The 20873-nt window shown below is 62.4% G+C and carries 8 protein-coding genes, 2 tRNA genes and 3 rRNA genes; 10 read left to right on the plus strand and 3 right to left on the minus strand.

Annotated features, from left to right (window positions below; all coding sequences use genetic code 11):
• Nucleotides 1-380: 380 nt before the first annotated feature.
• The 3 genes from HU751_RS18850 to HU751_RS18860 form a co-directional block, all read right to left on the minus strand.
• Complete coding sequence (locus tag HU751_RS18850; RefSeq protein WP_050703638.1) at nt 381-965, minus strand: IMPACT family protein; 585 nt, start codon at nt 963-965, stop codon at nt 381-383.
• 9 nt (nt 966-974) lie between these two features.
• Entirely contained in the window at nt 975-1637 is a 663-nt protein-coding gene (locus HU751_RS18855; RefSeq protein ID WP_023629633.1) for a TetR/AcrR family transcriptional regulator, read from the minus strand.
• 85 nt (nt 1638-1722) lie between these two features.
• Nucleotides 1723-2640, minus strand: coding sequence for a LysR family transcriptional regulator (locus HU751_RS18860; protein ID WP_186734477.1), 918 nt, complete (start codon nt 2638-2640; stop codon nt 1723-1725).
• A gap of 119 nt (nt 2641-2759) precedes the next feature.
• On the opposite strand from HU751_RS18860, the gene aptA reads away from it, so the two are divergent.
• The 10 genes from aptA to recD all read left to right on the plus strand — a co-directional run bounded on the left by aptA (nt 2760) and on the right by recD (nt 20855).
• A complete protein-coding gene (aptA, locus tag HU751_RS18865; protein ID WP_186734478.1) occupies nt 2760-4106 on the plus strand; it encodes an omega-aminotransferase AptA in 1347 nt (448 codons plus the stop codon).
• Nucleotides 4107-4178: 72 nt separating this feature from the next.
• On the plus strand, nt 4179-5672 hold the full coding sequence (locus tag HU751_RS18870) for a CoA-acylating methylmalonate-semialdehyde dehydrogenase (RefSeq protein ID WP_028691392.1): 1494 nt from the start codon (nt 4179-4181) through the stop codon (nt 5670-5672).
• A gap of 624 nt (nt 5673-6296) precedes the next feature.
• Nucleotides 6297-7833, plus strand: a 16S ribosomal RNA gene (locus tag HU751_RS18875).
• Nucleotides 7834-7919: 86 nt separating this feature from the next.
• Nucleotides 7920-7996 (plus strand) — tRNA-Ile (locus HU751_RS18880).
• Between the two features lie 24 nt (nt 7997-8020).
• A tRNA-Ala gene (locus HU751_RS18885) sits at nt 8021-8096 on the plus strand.
• Between the two features lie 245 nt (nt 8097-8341).
• Nucleotides 8342-11234, plus strand: a 23S ribosomal RNA gene (locus HU751_RS18890).
• Between the two features lie 133 nt (nt 11235-11367).
• Nucleotides 11368-11483: ribosomal RNA gene (gene rrf / locus HU751_RS18895) — 5S ribosomal RNA — on the plus strand.
• The 16S, 23S and 5S rRNA genes sit together here with 2 tRNA genes alongside, the layout of an rRNA operon.
• Before the next feature lie 152 nt (nt 11484-11635).
• Entirely contained in the window at nt 11636-15115 is a 3480-nt protein-coding gene (recC, locus tag HU751_RS18900) for an exodeoxyribonuclease V subunit gamma (RefSeq protein WP_186734163.1), read from the plus strand.
• On the plus strand, nt 15112-18783 hold the full coding sequence (gene recB / locus HU751_RS18905) for an exodeoxyribonuclease V subunit beta (RefSeq protein WP_186734164.1): 3672 nt from the start codon (nt 15112-15114) through the stop codon (nt 18781-18783). The genes recC and recB overlap by 4 nt, the downstream gene beginning before the upstream one ends.
• Nucleotides 18780-20855: an exodeoxyribonuclease V subunit alpha gene (recD, locus tag HU751_RS18910; RefSeq protein WP_186734165.1), complete on the plus strand. Its 2076-nt coding sequence runs from the start codon at nt 18780-18782 to the stop codon at nt 20853-20855. The genes recB and recD overlap by 4 nt, the downstream gene beginning before the upstream one ends.
• Nucleotides 20856-20873 lie beyond the last annotated feature (18 nt).

Genomic DNA, 20873 nt, shown 5'->3' on the forward strand with positions numbered 1-20873 from the left:
GTGGTGGTTGCCCTCCACAGGGGAAGGCCTGGGTGACGAGCATAAACCAGGTGGCGGTCGGCTGCCCTGTCGCGGCTGGTCAAAAAATGATCGATGGTCTGAAAGGCCGCTGGGGCCGGGGTCTGGTGGGGTGGTTCACGGGTTATCCACAGGCTGCTCCACAGTAATTGTGTGCAAGCGAGGCGGCCTGAAAATGCACGTTTCAGGTTACGCAGGCGCTGGTGGCTGGGGATAACTCACACGCTTTCAGTGACTTGGGTTTATGTCACACAAATGTGATCAAAATATGCTCAATAAGCTGCAGGCCTTGCCGAACAGGGCCTGCAGCGGAGTGCCCCAAGCTTATCCACAGGCAGGCCCACAGCAGTTGTGGGCAACGCTCAGGCCCGTTCCAGCAGGATGCGCCCGCGGCTCAGGTCGGCGAGCTGCTGCTGCAGCACCTCGAGGTGGCTGTCACCCAGGGCGATGCGCAGGTCGACGCCGTTGGCGGTGAACTGCTCGTCCAGCACCAGGCCGTCGACTTCGCCCAGGCGCAGCTTGACCAGCGCCAGTTCGCTGAAGGTGCAACTGCAGATGAACTCGCTGCGCTGTACCAGCAAGCGCTTGGGCGCCTGCTGCAGGCACTTGTTGGCGCCGCCACCATAGGCCCGGGCCAGGCCACCGGTGCCCAGCTGGATGCCGCCGTACCAGCGGATCACCAGGACTACCACCTGGTCGCAGTCCTGGGCCTCGATGGCGGCAAGGATCGGGCGCCCGGCCGTGCCGCCAGGCTCGCCGTCGTCGCTGCTGCGGTATTGGCCGCCGAGCTTCCAGGCCCAGCAGTTGTGGGTGGCCGCCAGGTCGCTGTGGCGTTCGATGAAGGCCATGGCCTCGGCCGGGCTGCTGATCGGGCCGGCGAGGGTGATGAAGCGGCTCTTGCGGATTTCCTCGCGGAACTCGCAGAGCTCGAGCAGGGTAGAAGGCATAAGTCCGGGTCAGGCGGGCGTGCTGATGCCGCAGCCTTTGAGAATGATGTGGATAAGGTTGTTGCTGGCGTCTTCCATGTCCTGCTTGGTCAGCCGGCTGCGGCCGGTCACCTGGCAGATCTGGGTGGCGAAGTCGGCATAGTGCTGGGTGCTGCCCCAGAGCAGGAAGATCAGGTGCACAGGGTCTACCCGGTCCATCTTGCCGGCGTCCATCCAGGCCTGGAACACCGCGGCACGGCCGCGGAACCATTCGCGGTAATCAGCGCTGAAGTACTCGCTCAGGCATTCGCCGCCGCTGATCACTTCCATGGCGAAGATTCGCGAGGCCTGCGGGTTGCGCCGGGAGAACTCCATCTTGGTGCGGATGTACTGGCTGAGCGCCTCGGCCGGGTCGTCCTCCACGCTCAGAGCGTTGAAGGTGCTGTCCCACAGTTCGATGATGTTGCTCAGCACCGCGATATACAGGCCCAGCTTGTTGGTGAAGTAGTAGTGCAGGTTGGCCTTGGGCAGCCCGGCCTTGAGCGCGATGGTGTTCATGCTCGTGCCCTTGTAGCCATGCCGGGCGAACTCGTCTTCGGCGGCCTGGATGATGGCCTGCTCGTTCTTCTGGCGAATGCGGCCGGCGGGCTTGCCCGAGGCGGGGGAGCGATGCGCAGGGACTTCTAGGGTCATGGACGATTCCGGGCGGGTCGTTACGGATGTCCGACAGATTACCTGCCTGTGCCGAAGTGACAAGCATTAGCGGTAGAGATGCGTATCAACGTGTCGCAGCCAGACTCTCGAGGAAGCTTTCCAGCACCAGGTTCGGCCGGCGGCCCTTGCGCGTCACCCAACTCAGGCCCAGGTCATAGAAGCGCTGGGCGGGCTTGAGCGCACGCAGGCGTCCCTGCTGCACCCAGAACATCGCGTAATGGTCGGGCAGGTAGCCGATGTAGCGCCCGGTGAGGATGAGGAAGGCCATGCCTTCGCGGTCCGAGGCGCTGGCGGTGCAGCGCAGGGCCTGGTAATGGGCCTGGATGTCGGCCGGCAGGCGGAAGGTCGGGGCGATCGCATCCTGGCCATTGAGGCGATCGTCGTCGATCTGCTGGTCATCGGCATAGAACAGCGGATGGCCGACCGCGCAGTAGAGCAGCGAGCGCTCGCTGTACAGCGGCTGGTATTCGAGCCCGGAGAGCGGGCTGGTCTGTGGCACCACGCCGACATGCAGGCTGCCGTCGAGCACGCCCTGTTCGACCTGGCTAGGCGCGATCATACGGATCTGGATGTGCACGTCCGGGCCGCGGTCCTTCAGTTCGGCCAGGGCATGGGTGATGCGCATGTGCGGCAGGGTCACCAGGTTGTCGGTGAGGCCGATGTTCAGTTCGCCGCGCAAGTGCTGGTGCAGGCCGTTCACTTCGGTGCGAAAGGTTTCCAGGGCGCTGAGCAACTGCAGCGCCGAGTGGTAGACCTCGCGGCCTTCCTCGGTCAGCGAAAAACCGGCGCGGCCTCGTTGGCACAGACGCAGCCCCAGGCGTTGCTCGAGGTCGTTCATCTGCTGGCTGATCGCCGAGCGGCCGATCCCCAGCACGTTCTCCGCCGCCGAGAAGCCGCCGCATTCGACGACGCTGCGGTAGATTTTCAGCAGGCGGATGTCGAAATCGCTGACCTGGGCGAGGGGATCGGGGCGTCGGCTCATTAGTTTAGTTATCCGCTGACTGAAGATTAGAAATGCTGGGTTTTTCGAACTTTATCGCCGTGACAATTTAGCTGCAACAACACCCATCGTTGCCTAATCGTCTTCCGAGGAATCGCCCGATGAACATGCCCGAAACCGCCCAGGCCGGTCTGGCCAGCCAGCTCAAGCTGGACGCCCACTGGATGCCGTACACCGCCAACCGCAACTTCCAGCGCGACCCGCGGCTGATCGTGGCGGCCGAAGGCAACTACCTGGTCGACGACAAGGGCCGCAAGGTGTTCGACGCCCTCTCGGGCCTGTGGACCTGCGGTGCCGGGCATACCCGCAAGGAGATCAGCGAGGCGGTGGCCCGTCAGGTCGCCACCCTCGATTATTCGCCGGCCTTCCAGTTCGGCCACCCGCTGTCGTTCCAGCTGGCCGAGAAGATCGTCGACCTGGTGCCGGGCGACCTGAACCACGTGTTCTTCACCAACTCCGGTTCCGAGTGCGCCGACACCGCGCTGAAAATGGTCCGTGCCTACTGGCGCCTGAAGGGCCAGGCCACCAAGACCAAGATCATCGGCCGTGCCCGCGGCTACCACGGCGTGAACATCGCCGGCACCAGCCTGGGCGGCGTCAACGGCAACCGCAAGCTGTTCGGCCAGTTGCTGGACGTCGACCACCTGCCGCACACCGTGCTGCCGGCCAACGTGTTCAGCAAGGGCATGCCGGAAGAGGGCGGTATCGCCTTGGCCGACGAGATGCTCAAGCTGATCGAGCTGCATGACGCCTCGAACATCGCCGCGGTGATCGTCGAACCGCTGGCCGGTTCCGCCGGTGTGCTGCCGCCGCCGAAGGGCTACCTCAAGCGCCTGCGCGAGATCTGCAGCCAGCACAACATCCTGCTGATCTTCGACGAAGTGATCACCGGCTTCGGCCGCATGGGCGCGATGACCGGCGCCGAAGCCTTCGGTGTCACCCCGGACCTGATGTGCATCGCCAAGCAGGTCACCAACGGCGCCATCCCGATGGGCGCGGTGATCGCCACCAGCGAGATCTACCAGACCTTCATGAACCAGCCGACCCCCGAGTACGCGGTGGAATTCCCCCACGGCTACACCTACTCGGCGCACCCGGTCGCCTGCGCCGCCGGTATCGCTGCGCTGGACCTGCTGCAAAAGGAAAACCTGGTGCAGTCCGCCGCCGAGCTGGCGCCGCACTTCGAGAAGCTGCTGCACGGCATCAAGGGGACGAAGAACGTCGTCGACATCCGCAACTATGGCCTGGCGGGCGCCATCCAGATCGCCGCGCGCGACGGTGACGCCATCGTCCGTCCGTACGAGGCGGCCATGAAGCTGTGGCAAGCCGGCTTCTATGTGCGCTTCGGTGGCGACACCCTGCAGTTCGGGCCAACCTTCAACACCCAGCCGCAAGAGCTGGATCGCCTGTTCGACGCGGTGGGCGAAGTCCTGAACAAGGTCGACTGACTTTTCTGATTTTGACGTCGGGCGCGTGAGTACCACGCGCCTGTCTCTACCTTCCTTTATCTGGAGTTCTGCATGAGCATTGTTCAGCACCTGATCCACGGCGAGCTGGTCACCAAGGGCGAGCGCACCGCCGATGTCTTCAACCCGTCCACCGGCCAGGCCGTGCGCAAGGTCGAACTGGCCAGCCGCGCCACCATCCAGCAGGCCATCGATTCGGCCAAGGCCGCCTTCCCGGCCTGGCGCAACACCCCGCCGGCCAAGCGTGCCCAGGTGATGTTCCGCTTCAAGCAGCTGCTGGAGCAGAACGAGGCGAAGATCTCGCAGATGATCAGCGAGGAGCACGGCAAGACCCTGGAAGATGCCGCGGGTGAGCTCAAGCGCGGCATCGAGAACGTCGAGTTCGCCTGCGCCGCCCCTGAACTGCTCAAGGGTGAGTACAGCCGCAATGTCGGCCCGAACATCGATGCCTGGTCTGACTTCCAGCCGCTGGGCATCGTCGCCGGCATCACCCCGTTCAACTTCCCGGCCATGGTGCCGCTGTGGATGTACCCGCTGGCCATCGCCTGCGGTAACGCCTTCATCCTCAAACCGTCCGAGCGCGATCCGAGCTCGACCCTGTACATCGCCCAGCTGCTGCTGGAAGCCGGCCTGCCGAAGGGCATCCTCAATGTCGTGCATGGCGACAAGGAAGCGGTCGATGCGCTGATCGAGGCGCCGGAGGTCAAGGCCCTGAGTTTCGTCGGTTCGACCCCGATCGCCGAGTACATCTATGCCGAGGGCACCAAGCGCGGCAAGCGCGTCCAGGCCCTGGGTGGCGCGAAGAACCATGCGGTGCTGATGCCCGACGCCGACCTGGACAACGCCGTCAGCGCGCTGATGGGCGCGGCCTACGGTTCCTGCGGCGAACGCTGCATGGCCATTTCGGTGGCGGTGTGTGTCGGCGACCAGGTGGCCGATGCACTGATCGCCAAGCTGGAGCCGCAGATCAAGGCGTTGAAGATTGGTGCCGGCACTGCCTGTGGCCTGGACATGGGCCCGCTGGTGACCGCCGCCGCGCGTGACAAGGTGGTGGGCTACATCGATGACGGCGTTGCCGCTGGCGCCAAGCTGGTGGTCGATGGCCGTGGCTACCGTGTGGCCGGTAACGAGGATGGCTATTTTGTCGGCGGTACCCTGTTCGACAAAGTCACCCCCGAGATGCGCATCTATAAGGAAGAGATCTTCGGCCCGGTGCTGTGCGTGGTGCGGGTGAACAGCCTGGAACAGGCCATGCAGCTGATCAACGAGCACGAGTACGGCAACGGTACCTGCATCTTCACCCGTGACGGTGAGGCGGCGCGGCTGTTCTGCGACGAGATCGAAGTGGGCATGGTCGGTGTCAACGTACCGCTGCCGGTGCCGGTGGCGTACCACAGCTTTGGTGGCTGGAAGCGTTCGCTGTTCGGCGACCTGCATGCCTATGGCCCGGACGGTGTGCGCTTCTATACCCGTCGCAAGGCGATTACCCAGCGCTGGCCACAGCGGGCCAGCCATGAGGCTTCGCAGTTTGCGTTCCCGAGCCTGTAAGGCACAGGGATGAAAGCGGGGCGGCCGACAGGCCGCCCCGCTTTGTTTCTTGGCTGCTTATATAGGTGCTATGGCTGTGGCGAGCACCTGGCAGCCCCCGACGCGGTCTTTTCCCCCGATATTTCACTTTAATGAAATTAACGGTTGACGCCCTGTCAGATCCCCTTATAATGCGCCCCACTTCCAGCGACATCGGAACGAAAAACTCCTTGAATATCAATGAGTTGATTGTTGAAGAGGGTTGCGGAGGTGCTTCGATCATCTGATCGGCAGCGGTGAAAAAGGCAGTTGGCAGCAGGTTGTAACGCTGTATGATTCGCCTCCCGCTACGAGAGATCGCAGCGAGTCAAGTGTTTGAAGTGAAACGAGTTCTTCGTTAAAAACCTCAAAATAAACGCTTGACACGAAATGAGGAAAGCGTAGAATGCGCGCCTCGGTTGAGATGAAAAGCTCTTGGCCAAACGCTCTTTAACAAATTGAATCAAGCAATTCGTGTGGGTGCTTGTGAGTACGGACTGATAGTCGCCAAGATTATCAGCATCACAAGTGGCCATGCGAGAAATCACATAGTCATTTGAGATTGCTGAGCCAAGTTTAGGGTTTCTTAAAAACCCAAGCAGTATTGAACTGAAGAGTTTGATCATGGCTCAGATTGAACGCTGGCGGCAGGCCTAACACATGCAAGTCGAGCGGATGACGGGAGCTTGCTCCTTGATTCAGCGGCGGACGGGTGAGTAATGCCTAGGAATCTGCCTGGTAGTGGGGGACAACGTTTCGAAAGGAACGCTAATACCGCATACGTCCTACGGGAGAAAGCAGGGGACCTTCGGGCCTTGCGCTATCAGATGAGCCTAGGTCGGATTAGCTAGTAGGTGAGGTAATGGCTCACCTAGGCGACGATCCGTAACTGGTCTGAGAGGATGATCAGTCACACTGGAACTGAGACACGGTCCAGACTCCTACGGGAGGCAGCAGTGGGGAATATTGGACAATGGGCGAAAGCCTGATCCAGCCATGCCGCGTGTGTGAAGAAGGTCTTCGGATTGTAAAGCACTTTAAGTTGGGAGGAAGGGCAGTAAGTTAATACCTTGCTGTTTTGACGTTACCGACAGAATAAGCACCGGCTAACTCTGTGCCAGCAGCCGCGGTAATACAGAGGGTGCAAGCGTTAATCGGAATTACTGGGCGTAAAGCGCGCGTAGGTGGTTCGTTAAGTTGGATGTGAAAGCCCCGGGCTCAACCTGGGAACTGCATCCAAAACTGGCGAGCTAGAGTATGGTAGAGGGTGGTGGAATTTCCTGTGTAGCGGTGAAATGCGTAGATATAGGAAGGAACACCAGTGGCGAAGGCGACCACCTGGACTGATACTGACACTGAGGTGCGAAAGCGTGGGGAGCAAACAGGATTAGATACCCTGGTAGTCCACGCCGTAAACGATGTCAACTAGCCGTTGGAATCCTTGAGATTTTAGTGGCGCAGCTAACGCATTAAGTTGACCGCCTGGGGAGTACGGCCGCAAGGTTAAAACTCAAATGAATTGACGGGGGCCCGCACAAGCGGTGGAGCATGTGGTTTAATTCGAAGCAACGCGAAGAACCTTACCAGGCCTTGACATGCAGAGAACTTTCCAGAGATGGATTGGTGCCTTCGGGAACTCTGACACAGGTGCTGCATGGCTGTCGTCAGCTCGTGTCGTGAGATGTTGGGTTAAGTCCCGTAACGAGCGCAACCCTTGTCCTTAGTTACCAGCACGTTATGGTGGGCACTCTAAGGAGACTGCCGGTGACAAACCGGAGGAAGGTGGGGATGACGTCAAGTCATCATGGCCCTTACGGCCTGGGCTACACACGTGCTACAATGGTCGGTACAGAGGGTTGCCAAGCCGCGAGGTGGAGCTAATCTCACAAAACCGATCGTAGTCCGGATCGCAGTCTGCAACTCGACTGCGTGAAGTCGGAATCGCTAGTAATCGCAAATCAGAATGTTGCGGTGAATACGTTCCCGGGCCTTGTACACACCGCCCGTCACACCATGGGAGTGGGTTGCACCAGAAGTAGCTAGTCTAACCTTCGGGAGGACGGTTACCACGGTGTGATTCATGACTGGGGTGAAGTCGTAACAAGGTAGCCGTAGGGGAACCTGCGGCTGGATCACCTCCTTAATCGAAGACATCAGCCTGCTGATGAGCTCCCACACGAATTGCTTGATTCATTGTGTAAAGACGATGCTGTAACGCGACCCTGTTATAGGTCTGTAGCTCAGTTGGTTAGAGCGCACCCCTGATAAGGGTGAGGTCGGCAGTTCAAATCTGCCCAGACCTACCAATTACTTGGTGCGGCTGGTCAAATGGGGCCATAGCTCAGCTGGGAGAGCGCCTGCCTTGCACGCAGGAGGTCAGCGGTTCGATCCCGCTTGGCTCCACCACTCTTTCAGGTTTCGCAGCACTGCTCAGAACTTAGAAATGAACATTCGTTGATGAATGTTGATTTCTGACTTTTGTCAGATCGTTCTTTAAAAATTCGGATATGTGATAGATAGACTGAATGCCAGTTTCACTGCTGGTTATTCAGGCTAAGGTAAAATTTGTGAGTTCTGCTCAGCAATGAGCGAAATGCGAATTTTCGGCGAATGTCGTCTTCACAGTATAACCAGATTGCTTGGGGTTATATGGTCAAGTGAAGAAGCGCATACGGTGGATGCCTTGGCAGTCAGAGGCGATGAAAGACGTGGTAGCCTGCGATAAGCTTTGGGGAGTCGGCAAACAGACTGTGATCCAGAGATCTCTGAATGGGGGAACCCAGCCAGCACAAGCTGGTTATCTTGTACTGAATACATAGGTGCAAGAGGCGAACCAGGGGAACTGAAACATCTAAGTACCCTGAGGAAAAGAAATCAACCGAGATTCCCTTAGTAGTGGCGAGCGAACGGGGACCAGCCCTTAAGCTGGTTTGAGATTAGTGGAACGCTCTGGAAAGTGCGGCCATAGTGGGTGATAGCCCCGTACACGAAAATCTCTTGCCAGTGAAATCGAGTAGGACGGAGCACGAGAAACTTTGTCTGAACATGGGGGGACCATCCTCCAAGGCTAAATACTACTGACTGACCGATAGTGAACCAGTACCGTGAGGGAAAGGCGAAAAGAACCCCGGAGAGGGGAGTGAAATAGAACCTGAAACCGTATGCGTACAAGCAGTGGGAGCCTACTTTGTTAGGTGACTGCGTACCTTTTGTATAATGGGTCAGCGACTTATATTCAGTGGCGAGCTTAACCGAATAGGGGAGGCGTAGCGAAAGCGAGTCTTAATAGGGCGCTTTAGTCGCTGGGTATAGACCCGAAACCGGGCGATCTATCCATGGGCAGGTTGAAGGTTAGGTAACACTGACTGGAGGACCGAACCGACTACCGTTGAAAAGTTAGCGGATGACCTGTGGATCGGAGTGAAAGGCTAATCAAGCTCGGAGATAGCTGGTTCTCCTCGAAAGCTATTTAGGTAGCGCCTCATGTATCACTGTAGGGGGTAGAGCACTGTTTCGGCTAGGGGGTCATCCCGACTTACCAAACCGATGCAAACTCCGAATACCTACAAGTGCCGAGCATGGGAGACACACGGCGGGTGCTAACGTCCGTCGTGAAAAGGGAAACAACCCAGACCGTCAGCTAAGGTCCCAAAGTCATGGTTAAGTGGGAAACGATGTGGGAAGGCTTAGACAGCTAGGAGGTTGGCTTAGAAGCAGCCACCCTTTAAAGAAAGCGTAATAGCTCACTAGTCGAGTCGGCCTGCGCGGAAGATGTAACGGGGCTCAAACCATGCACCGAAGCTACGGGTATCACCTCTGGTGATGCGGTAGAGGAGCGTTCTGTAAGCCTGTGAAGGTGAGTTGAGAAGCTTGCTGGAGGTATCAGAAGTGCGAATGCTGACATGAGTAACGACAATGCGAGTGAAAAACTCGCACGCCGAAAGACCAAGGTTTCCTGCGCAACGTTAATCGACGCAGGGTTAGTCGGTCCCTAAGGCGAGGCTGAAAAGCGTAGTCGATGGAAAACAGGTTAATATTCCTGTACTTCCAGTTATTGCGATGGAGGGACGGAGAAGGCTAGGCCAGCTTGGCGTTGGTTGTCCAAGTTTAAGGTGGTAGGCTGAGATCTTAGGCAAATCCGGGATCTTAAGGCCGAGAGCTGATGACGAGTGCTCTTTAGAGCGCGAAGTGGTTGATGCCATGCTTCCAAGAAAAGCTCCTAAGCTTCAGATAACTGGGAACCGTACCCCAAACCGACACAGGTGGTTAGGTAGAGAATACCAAGGCGCTTGAGAGAACTCGGGTGAAGGAACTAGGCAAAATGGCACCGTAACTTCGGGAGAAGGTGCGCCGGTGAGGGTGAAGCACTTGCTGCGTAAGCCCACGCCGGTCGAAGATACCAGGCCGCTGCGACTGTTTATTAAAAACACAGCACTCTGCAAACACGAAAGTGGACGTATAGGGTGTGACGCCTGCCCGGTGCCGGAAGGTTAATTGATGGGGTTAGCGCAAGCGAAGCTCTTGATCGAAGCCCCGGTAAACGGCGGCCGTAACTATAACGGTCCTAAGGTAGCGAAATTCCTTGTCGGGTAAGTTCCGACCTGCACGAATGGCGTAACGATGGCGGCGCTGTCTCCACCCGAGACTCAGTGAAATTGAAATCGCTGTGAAGATGCAGTGTATCCGCGGCTAGACGGAAAGACCCCGTGAACCTTTACTATAGCTTTGCACTGGACTTTGAGCTTGCTTGTGTAGGATAGGTGGGAGGCTTTGAAGTGGGGACGCCAGTTCTCATGGAGCCATCCTTGAAATACCACCCTGGCAACCTTGAGGTTCTAACTCAGGTCCGTTATCCGGATCGAGGACAGTGTATGGTGGGTAGTTTGACTGGGGCGGTCTCCTCCCAAAGAGTAACGGAGGAGTACGAAGGTGCGCTCAGACCGGTCGGAAATCGGTCGTAGAGTATAAAGGCAAAAGCGCGCTTGACTGCGAGACACACACGTCGAGCAGGTACGAAAGTAGGTCTTAGTGATCCGGTGGTTCTGTATGGAAGGGCCATCGCTCAACGGATAAAAGGTACTCCGGGGATAACAGGCTGATACCGCCCAAGAGTTCATATCGACGGCGGTGTTTGGCACCTCGATGTCGGCTCATCACATCCTGGGGCTGAAGCCGGTCCCAAGGGTATGGCTGTTCGCCATTTAAAGTGGTACGCGAGCTGGGTTTAGAACGTCGTGAGACAGTTCGGTCCCTATCTGCCGTGGACGTTTGAGATTTGAGAGGGGCTGCTCCTAGTACGAGAGGACCGGAGTGGACGAACCTCTGGTGTTCCGGTTGTCACGCCAGTGGCATTGCCGGGTAGCTATGTTCGGAAGAGATAACCGCTGAAAGCATCTAAGCGGGAAACTTGCCTCAAGATGAGATCTCACTGGAGCCTTGAGCTCCCTGAAGGGCCGTCGAAGACTACGACGTTGATAGGTTGGGTGTGTAAGCGCTGTGAGGCGTTGAGCTAACCAATACTAATTGCCCGTGAGGCTTGACCATATAACACCCAAGCAATTTGCGCTGAGGCCAAATTGTGGTGGTGAAGACGAAAGAACCGAAGATTCGTAAGACCACAAATTCACATATCCGAATTCGCTGGAGTATCCATCTGGATCTTCTGGCAACAGAATTTCTTGACGACCATAGAGCATTGGAACCACCTGATCCCATCCCGAACTCAGCAGTGAAACGATGCATCGCCGATGGTAGTGTGGGGTTTCCCCATGTGAGAGTAGGTCATCGTCAAGATTCATTTCGCAAAACCCCTATCTGCGCGAGCAGGTAGGGGTTTTGTCTTTTCTGCGTTCCGACAAGCCCGCTCCCACGGAGGCCCTCGACCGCGTCGCCTGCCTCCGTGATAAGGTTTCCCCTCTGCATCAACCGCTTCCCGAGATCACCCAATGCCCCAGACCACCTCACTTCACCCAGGCTTCATGATCGTCCAGGGCAACCGCCTGGACGACCTGCGCAATCTGGTGGTGAGCGTGATGCGCCGTTACCCCCTGGCGCCGCTGGAAAACGAAATCGCCCTGGTGCAGAGCAACGGAATCGCCCAATGGTTGAAACTGGCCCTGGCCGAGGACCCGCAGGACGACGACCAGGGCGGTTGCGGGATCGCCGCCGCCATCGATGTGCAGCTTCCGGGCAGCTTCATGTGGCAGCTGTACCGCCGCGTGCTGGGGCGCGACGAAATCCCCGAGGTGTCACTGCTGGACAAGGCGCCCCTGACCTGGCGCCTGATGCGCCTGCTCCCGGAAGTGATCGAACGCCCGCACTTCGAGCCCCTGCGCCGCTTTCTCACCGATGACAGCGACCTGCGCAAGCGCTACCAGCTGGCCGAGCGCCTTGCCGACCTGTTCGACCAGTACCAGGTCTACCGTGCCGACTGGCTGAAGGACTGGGCAAGTGGTGCCCATGTGCTCAATACCGCGCGTGGCGAGCGCAAGCCGCTGGCCGCCGGCAATCGCTGGCAGGCCGAGCTGTGGCGGATCCTGCTCGAGGACGTCGGCGAGACGGGCATGGCCCAGAGCCGGGCCGGCGTGCATCAACGTTTCATCGAGCGGATCAACGGCCTGGAACAGGCCCCCGCCGGGCTGCCGGCGCGGCTGATCGTGTTCGGCATCTCGTCGCTGCCCGCCCAGATCCTCGAGGCCCTGGCAGGCCTGGCCCGCTTCAGCCAGGTGCTGCTGTGCGTGCACAACCCTTGCCGCCATCACTGGGGCGATATCGTCGCCGACAAGGACCTGTTGCGACACCAGTACAAGCGTCAGCAACGCAAGCAGGGCATGCCCCTGCAACTGGACGACGAGCTGCTGCACCAGCATGCACACCCGCTGTTGGCGGCCTGGGGCAAGCAGGGGCGCGACTATATCAACCTGCTCGACAGCTACGACGATCCCGGCAGTTACCAGGGCGTGTTCAGCGACGGACGCATCGACCTGTTCGGCGAAGGTGAACCGAAGACACTGCTCAACCAGTTGCAGGACGACATCCTCGAGCTGCGCCCCCTGGCCGAGACCCGCGAGCAGTGGCCGGCAGTTGATCCGGGCAAGGACCGTTCCGTGCGTTTTCACCTGGCCCACAGTCCGCAGCGTGAAGTGGAGATCCTCCACGATCAGTTGCTGGCCCGCTTCAGTGCCGACCCCACGCTGCGGCCTCGCGACGTTATCGTCATGCTGCCGGCCATCGACACCTACGCACCGCATATCCGCGCGGTGTTCGGCCAGCTCGATCGCAACGATCCGCGCTATATCCCGTTCACCCTGACCGACCAGGGCCAGCGTGGTCGCGACCCGTTGCTGATCGCCCTGGAGCATCTGCTCAAGCTGCCTGACAGCCGTTTCGCCGTCAGCGAAGTGCTCGACCTGCTGGACGTGCCGGCAGTACGCGCCCGCTTCGCCATCCAGGAAAGCGACCTGCCAACCCTGCACCGTTGGATCGAAGGCGCCGGCATCCGTTGGGGATTGAGTGCCGAGCAACGTGCCAGCCTTGGCCTTCCCGAGGGACTCGAGCAGAACAGTTGGCGCTTCGGCCTGCGGCGCATGCTGCTGGGGTACGCGGTCGGCGTGGGCGAAGGCTGTGACGGTATCGAGCCTTATGATGAGATCGGTGGCCTCGATGCCGCGTTGATCGGGCCTTTGGTGGCGTTGCTCGATGCCCTGGACATTGCCTGCCAGGCGCTCTCACAGCCGGCCTCGGCGACGGAGTGGGGGGCACGGCTGCATGCGCTGCTGCAGATCTTCTTCCTGGCCGAGAACGAACACGACGAACTGCTCCTGGTGCAGTTGCAGGACCTGCGCGACACCTGGCTGGAAACCTGTGACGCGGTCGGCCTGCACGACCTGCTGCCACTGACCGTGGTGCGCGAAGCCTGGCTGTCCGGGCTGGACCAGGGCAAGTTGTCCCAGCGCTTCCTGGCCGGCTCGGTGAACTTCTGCACCTTGATGCCCATGCGTGCCATTCCGTTCAGGGTGGTCTGCCTGCTGGGCATGAACGACGGCGACTACCCGCGTGCCCAGCCGCCCCTCGACTTCGACCTGATGGCCAGCGACTACCGGCCTGGGGACCGTTCCCGTCGTGAGGATGACCGTTACCTGCTGCTCGAGGCCCTGCTCTCGGCACGTGACCAGCTCTACGTCAGCTGGGTCGGGCGCAGTATCCGCGACAACAGCGAGCGCCCGTCCTCAGTGCTGATCGGGCAGTTGCGCGATCACCTGGCCGCCGGCTGGCAGCTTGCCGGCGCCAAGAACGGCCAACGCGACGACCCGGGGCAGCAGTTGCTGCATGCCCTGACCCAGGAGCATCCATTACAGCCGTTCAGCCAGCGCTACTTCCAGAAGGGCAGCCCGTTGTTCAGCTTCGCCCATGAATGGTTGGCGTTGCACCAGGCCGGGGATGAAGCGCAAGCGCCTACCGCCCTGTCGCCCTACGCCGGCGATGAGCCGCTCAATCTGGTGCAGCTTCAGGACTTCCTGCGCCATCCGGTACGGCATTTCTTCAGCCAGCGTCTGAAAGTGTTCTTCGAGGCCCTGGAGGCACCGACCCCGGACGAGGAGCCGTTCGTGCTGGACGCCCTGCAACGCTATGGCCTGAGCGAAAGCCTGCTCGGCGCTGCGCTGGCCGATCCGGACAACGCCGAGCGGGCGCTGCAGGACCAGGCACGACGCCTCCAGGCCTGCGGGATGCTGCCGCTGGCAGGCTTCGGCGAAGCCTTGCAGGCCGAGCTGATCCAGCCACTGCCGGACCTGCTGCAACGTCATCGGCAACTGCTGCAACGTTGGCCGACCCTGGTCGAGGGTGCCCTGCCGATCCATTTCGAACACGGGCCGCTGCGCCTCGAGGGCTGGCTCGGCCGGGTGTACCAGGCCGAGGACCAGAGCCTGCTGAGCATCGCCACCGTGCCCAACACCCTCAGTGCCGGGCGCAACAGCCTGAAGTGGCACCGACTGGTGCCGGCCTGGGTCATGCACCTTGCCGCCTGCGCCTCGGGCTATCCGCTGCATAGCGCGTTGGTGGCCAGTGACCTGACCCTGCTGCTGGGCCCGTTGCCCCAGAGTGAGGCGGCAGAGCGCCTGGGCGAACTGTTGGTGGCACGCCAGGCGGGCATGAACGCCCCTTTGCCGGTGGCGGCCAAGACCGCCTTCGCCTGGCTGGCCCAGGAGGATCCGGACAAGGCCGTGGCCGCAGCCATCCGCGCCTATGAGGGTGACGGCCAGAACAGCTTCGGTGAGCGCAGCGAAAGCCTGGCCTTGGCCCGCCAGTACCGTGACTTCGCCGCGCTGGCCCTCGACGAAACCTTCGAAGGCTGGTGCGAAGCCTTGTACCGCCCCCTGTTCGCAGCGCCCTGGCAGACCCTGGGTAATCCGGAGAACGCCCAATGACCCAAGCCCGCCCCCTGGCGCTGAGTTTCCCTTTGCACGGCAGCCAGCTGATCGAAGCCAGTGCCGGTACCGGCAAGACGTTCACCATCTCGGCCTTGTACCTGCGGCTGATCCTCGGCCATGGCGGTGAGCAGGGTTTCAGCCGCGAACTGCTGCCACCGCAGATCCTCGTGGTGACCTTCACCGACGCGGCCACCAAGGAGCTGCGCGAGCGTATCCGCGCGCGCCTGGCGGAGGCGGCGCGTTTCTTCCGCGGCGAGCTGGACGATGCCGACCCGCTGCTGCACCTGCTGCGCGACGATTATCCACAGGAGCAATGGCCACGCTGTGCCAGCCGCCTGGAGATCGCCGTGCAGTGGATGGACGAGGCCGCCGTTTCGACCATCCACGGCTGGTGCCAGCGCATGTTGCGCGAGCACGCCTTCGACAGCGGCAGCCTGTTCACCCAGAGCCTGGAGACCGATCACAGCGAACTGCTGGGCCAGGTCATGCGCGACTATTGGCGGCGCTTCTGCTACGGCATGCGTGGTGAGTCGCTGGCCTGGGTGCGCGGCAACTGGGGCAGCCCCGATGCCTTGTTGCCGAGGATCAGGCCGCTGTTCGGCCGTGTCCGGGGCCAGGTGGACGATCAGGACCCACAAGCCTTGATCGAGGCGACCCTGCGCCAGCGCACGGAACAACTGGCGCAGCTCAAGGCGCCCTGGGGCGCCTGGGCCGACGAGCTGCAGCAGATCTGCCGCGATGCCGTAGCGGCCAAGCAGGCCGACGGGCGCAAGTTGCAGGCACGCTATTTCGAGCCCTGGTTCGACAAGCTGCGGGCCTGGGCCGGTGATGAGCAGGCCATGGAACTGGACCTGGGCACCGGCTTCACCCGCCTGACACCCGCTGGCCTGGCCGAGGCCTGGAAGTCCGGCGAGCCGCCGCAGCACCCGGCACTGCGGGCCATGGAATCCTTGCGCGAGCAGTTGCAGGGGCTGGCCAGCCCCGATGCACGGTTGCTGGAGCATGCCGCCGCCTGGGTTTCGGCGCGCTTCGAGGTGGAGAAACGCCGCCGCGCCGAGATGGGCTTCGACGATATGCTGCTGCGCCTGGAGCATGCCCTGGGCAGCGACTCGGGTGAGCGCCTGGCCGCGTTGATCCGCGAGCAGTTCCCGGTCGCGTTGATCGACGAATTCCAGGACACCGACCCCGTCCAGTACGGGATCTTCGAGCGCATCTACCGCATCACCGAGAACAACCCGGACACCGGCCTGTTCATGATCGGCGACCCCAAGCAGGCGATCTACGCCTTCCGTGGCGCCGACATTTTCACCTACCTGGCCGCGCGCCGCGCCACCGCCGGGCGCCTGCACAGCCTGGACACCAACTACCGCTCCAGCCAGGCCATGGTCGCGGCGGTCAATCGGGTGTTCCTCCAGGCCGAGGAACGCGCCGAGGGCCGTGGCGCCTTCCTGTTCCGGGCCCAGGGCGACAATCCGCTGCCCTTCGTCGAAGTGCGCGCCAAGGGCCGTGGCGAGCAACTGCTGATCGCCGGACAGCCCAGCGCGGCCCTGCATTGCTGGCAGCTGGAGAGCGACGAGCCAGTATCCAGCACAGCGTATCGCCAGCAGTTGGCGGCCAGTTGCGCCAGCCATATCGTCGAGCTGCTCGAAGGTGGTCAGCAAGGCGTCAGCGGTTTCGCCGATGCCGCTGGCAAGCTGCGACCCTGCCTGCCTTCCGATATCGCCATCCTGGTGCGCGACGGTCGTGAGGCCCAGCTGGTCCGCGCCGAGCTGGCGGCTCGCGACGTGCGCAGCGTATACCTGTCGGACAAGGACTCGGTGTTCGCCGCCCAGGAGGCCCATGACTTGCTGGCCTGGCTCAAGGCCTGCGCCGAGCCGGACTCGGAGCGCATGCTCAAGGCCGCCTTGGCCAGCCTGACTCTCGACCTGCCGCTTATCGAACTGGAGCGCCTGAACCAGGACGAGCGGGTCTGGGAAAGCTGGGTTATGCGTTTTCGCCGCTATCGCGACACCTGGCAGCGTCAGGGCGTGCTGCCGATGCTGCGCCGCCTGCTGCACGACTTCCAGCTGCCGCGGGCGCTGATGGGCCGCAGCGATGGCGAACGGGTGCTGACCAACCTGCTGCACCTGGCCGAACTGCTGCAGCAGGCCGCGGGCGAGCTGGATGGCGAGCAGGCGCTGATCCGCCATCTCACCGAGCACCTGGCCAACGCCGGGCAGGCCGGAGAAGAGCAGATCCTGCGCCTGGAAAGCGACGAGCAACTGGTCAAGGTGGTGACCATCCACAAGTCCAAGGGCCTGGAATACCCCTTGGTGTACCTGCCGTTCATCTGCACCAGCAAACCGGTGGATGGCCAGCGCCTGCCCCTGGGCTGGCACGACGACCAGGGTGTGGCGCACCTGACCCTGACCCCGAATGCCGAGCAGATCGAGCGCGCCGACGACGAACGCCTGGCCGAGGACCTGCGCTTGCTCTACGTCGCCCTGACCCGTGCCCAGCATGCCTGCTGGCTGGGCGTTGCCGACCTCAAGCGCGGCACCCAGCGCAGTTCGCAGCTGCATCGTTCGGCCTTGGGCTACCTGCTGGGCGGTGGCCTGCCGTTGGCGGCTTCCAGCCAGCTGGGCGAATGGCTCGCCACCCTGGCGGCCGGCAATCCGGCCATCACCCAGGGTCCACTGCCTGAGGTCCAGGCCCTGTGCTACCGCACGCCGGACAGCCAGCGCGAGCTGCTGCCGCCGCGCAAGCCTCGTCGGGCCGCAGCGGAGCACTGGTGGATCGCCTCGTACAGCGCATTGCGGGTGGGTGACCAGACCCTGGTCGCCGACAGCTCCCAGGCCCAGCAACTGCTGGACGACGAGGTGCTGGACAGCCAGTCGCTGCGTGAGGTGCCGGCGGAAGCGGGTGATATCCACCGCTTCCCCCGTGGGCCGAATCCGGGCACCTTCCTTCATGGCCTGCTCGAATGGGCGGGGCGCGAAGGGTTCGCCGAGGTCGCCGCTCAAGGGCATGTGATCGAGCGCACCGTGGGCCAGCGCTGCAACCGACGCGACTGGATCGGCTGGATTCCCACGCTGACCGAATGGCTGCAACAGCTGCTGGTCCAGCCCATGCCGTTGCAAGGGGCCACCTTGACCCTCGCAGGTCTCGAGCGCTACCAGGTCGAAATGGAGTTCTGGTTCGCCAGCCACCAGGTCGACGCGGTGCGCCTCGACCACCTGGTAGCGCGCCACACTCACGCAGGCATGACGCGGGCAGCCGCCCAGCCGACCGTGCTCAACGGCATGTTCAAGGGCTTCATCGACCTGGCCTTCGAACTCGACGGGCGCTACTACGTGGCCGACTACAAGTCCAACTGGCTCGGCCCCGACGCCGAGGCCTACGGCGCCCTGGCCATGGAGCAGGCAATCCTCGAGCACCGCTACGACCTGCAGTACGTGCTCTACCTGCTGGCCCTGCACCGCCAGCTGCGCGCGCGCCTGCCCGACTACGACTACGACCGGCACGTCGGCGGCGCCGTGTTCATCTTCCTGCGTGGCGTCACCTCGGCCGGCCACGGGCTGTATCATGCGCGGCCGCCCCGGGCGCTGATCGAACAGCTCGACGCGATGTTCCGGGGTGAGCAAGAACCTGCCCAACAGGACCTGTTTGCCGGAGCCACGCCATGAGCCGCAACCTCGACGATCTGCTGCCCACGCCCTTGCAGGCCGAGCACCTGAGCGCCCTGGCGCCGCTGCGCCACAGCCAGGACTTGCTGGCGCTGCTCGATCGCTGGGTCGAGCGCGGCTGGCTGCGTGCTTTGGACCGGGCTTTCGTGAGTTTCCTCGAGGAGCGGGCGCCGGGCAGCGATCCGCTGGTGCTGCTGGCCGCCGCCCTGGCCAGCCACCAGCTGGGTCATGGCCATGTCTGCCTCGACCTGCAACAGACCCTCGCCGAGCCGGATTTCGCCCTGTCGCTGCCACCGGAAGGCGATGCCCTGGCCGGGCCGTTGCTGCTGCCTTCGCAACTGCTGGCCAGCCTCGACCTGGGCACCTGGTTGCAGCGGATCGCCGAGAGCCCCCTGGTTGCCACCGGCGACACCGTCGAGCAGCGTGCCCGGCCACTGGTGGTCAGCGGCGAGCGCCTGTACCTGCGCCGCTATTGGACCTACGAGCGACGCATCGACAACGCCCTGCATGAGCGCCTGGCGCGCCTTCAGCCGCAGCCGACCGACCTGGCACTACGCCTGGCGCAACTGTTTGAAGGCGGCTCGAGCGCAGGTGAGGTGGACTGGCAGAAGCTGGCCTGCGCCCTGGCCACCCGGGCCGGCTTCAGTGTCATCACCGGCGGCCCCGGGACCGGCAAGACCACCACCGTGGTACGCCTGCTGGCGTTGTTGCAGGGGCCTGCGGTCGAGCAAGGCCGGCCGCTGCGCATCCGCCTGGCGGCGCCGACCGGCAAGGCCGCGGCGCGCCTCACCGAGTCCATCGGCCAGCAGGTGGAGCGCTTACAGGTGGATGGCGCGGTGCGGGCGCAGATCCCCACCGAGGTCAGCACCGTGCACCGTTTGCTGGGCAGCCGCCCGGGCTCTCGGCACTTCCGCCATCATGCCGGCAATCCGTTGCCCCTGGATGTGCTGGTGGTCGACGAAGCCTCGATGATCGACCTGGAGATGATGGCCAACCTGCTCGACGCCCTGCCGGCCAACGCGCGGCTGGTGCTGCTGGGCGACAAGGACCAGCTCGCCTCGGTGGAGGCCGGGGCGGTGCTGGGCGACCTGTGTCGCGATGCCGAGGACGGCTGCTACTGGCCGCAGACCCTGGCCTGGCTGGAGCAGGTGGGCGGACAGTCGCTGGCCGACATCGGCCTGAGGCCGGGCGATGGCCGGCGTAACCCGCTGGCCCAGCAGATCGTGATGCTGCGCCACTCGCGGCGTTTCGGCGAAGGCAGCGGCATCGGCCAGTTGGCGCGCCTGGTCAATCGCCAGCAAGCGCTGGAGGCGCGTGCGTTGCTGGCGACCCGACCGGCGGATGTCCATTGCCTGACCCTGGGCGGCGAGCATGACAAACGCTTCGACCGCCTGCTGCTCGATGGCCTCAACCAAGGCTCCGAGGGGCCACAAGGGTATCGCGGCTACCTGCGTACCATCGGTCGCCTGCGTCCGCCGCCAGGCACGCCAGGCGACGATCCGCGCTGGGAGCGCTGGGCGGCCGAGGTGCTGCAGAGCTTCGAGGCGTTCCAGTTGCTCTGCGCCGTACGCAAGGGCGCCTGGGGCGTCGAAGGCCTCAATGAGCGGGTCGCCCGGGTGCTGCACAACGCCGGGCTGATCGACAGCCAGCAACCCTGGTACGAAGGCCGTCCGGTACTGGTCACCCGCAACGACTATGGCCTCGGGCTGATGAACGGCGATATCGGCATCGCCCTGCGCCTGCCGGACGAGCAGGGCGAGGCATTGCTGCGCGTGGCCTTCCCGCGCAATGATGGCAGCGGCGGGGTGCGCTTCGTCCTGCCCAGCCGTCTCAGCGAGGTGGAAACGGTGTTCGCCATGACCGTGCACAAGTCCCAGGGCTCGGAATTCAGCCATACCGCGCTGGTGCTGCCCGACGCGCTGAGCCCGGTGCTGACCAAGGAACTGGTGTACACCGGCATCACCCGCGCCAAGCATTGCTTCAGCCTGATCGAGCCGCGCGCCGGGGTGTTCGAGGAGGCCGTGGGGCGCAAGGTCCGGCGGGTCTCGGGGCTGATGCTGGAGCAAGTCTGACTCTGGAGTTTGCCGCCG

This window comes from Pseudomonas peradeniyensis, assembly GCF_014268935.2.
Lineage (GTDB): Bacteria > Pseudomonadota > Gammaproteobacteria > Pseudomonadales > Pseudomonadaceae > Aquipseudomonas > Aquipseudomonas peradeniyensis.

Bases quoted from the DNA above. Each gene is read 5' to 3' on its own strand.
- HU751_RS18850 (WP_050703638.1), bottom strand. From the start codon at position 965: ATGCCTTCTACCCTGCTCGAGCTCTGCGAGTTCCGCGAGGAAATCCGC.
- HU751_RS18855 (WP_023629633.1), bottom strand. From the start codon at position 1,637: ATGACCCTAGAAGTCCCTGCGCATCGCTCCCCCGCCTCGGGCAAGCCC.
- HU751_RS18860 (WP_186734477.1), bottom strand. From the start codon at position 2,640: ATGAGCCGACGCCCCGATCCCCTCGCCCAGGTCAGCGATTTCGACATC.
- aptA (WP_186734478.1), top strand. From the start codon at position 2,760: ATGAACATGCCCGAAACCGCCCAGGCCGGTCTGGCCAGCCAGCTCAAG.
- HU751_RS18870 (WP_028691392.1), top strand. From the start codon at position 4,179: ATGAGCATTGTTCAGCACCTGATCCACGGCGAGCTGGTCACCAAGGGC.
- recC (WP_186734163.1), top strand. From the start codon at position 11,636: ATGCCCCAGACCACCTCACTTCACCCAGGCTTCATGATCGTCCAGGGC.
- recB (WP_186734164.1), top strand. From the start codon at position 15,112: ATGACCCAAGCCCGCCCCCTGGCGCTGAGTTTCCCTTTGCACGGCAGC.
- recD (WP_186734165.1), top strand. From the start codon at position 18,780: ATGAGCCGCAACCTCGACGATCTGCTGCCCACGCCCTTGCAGGCCGAG.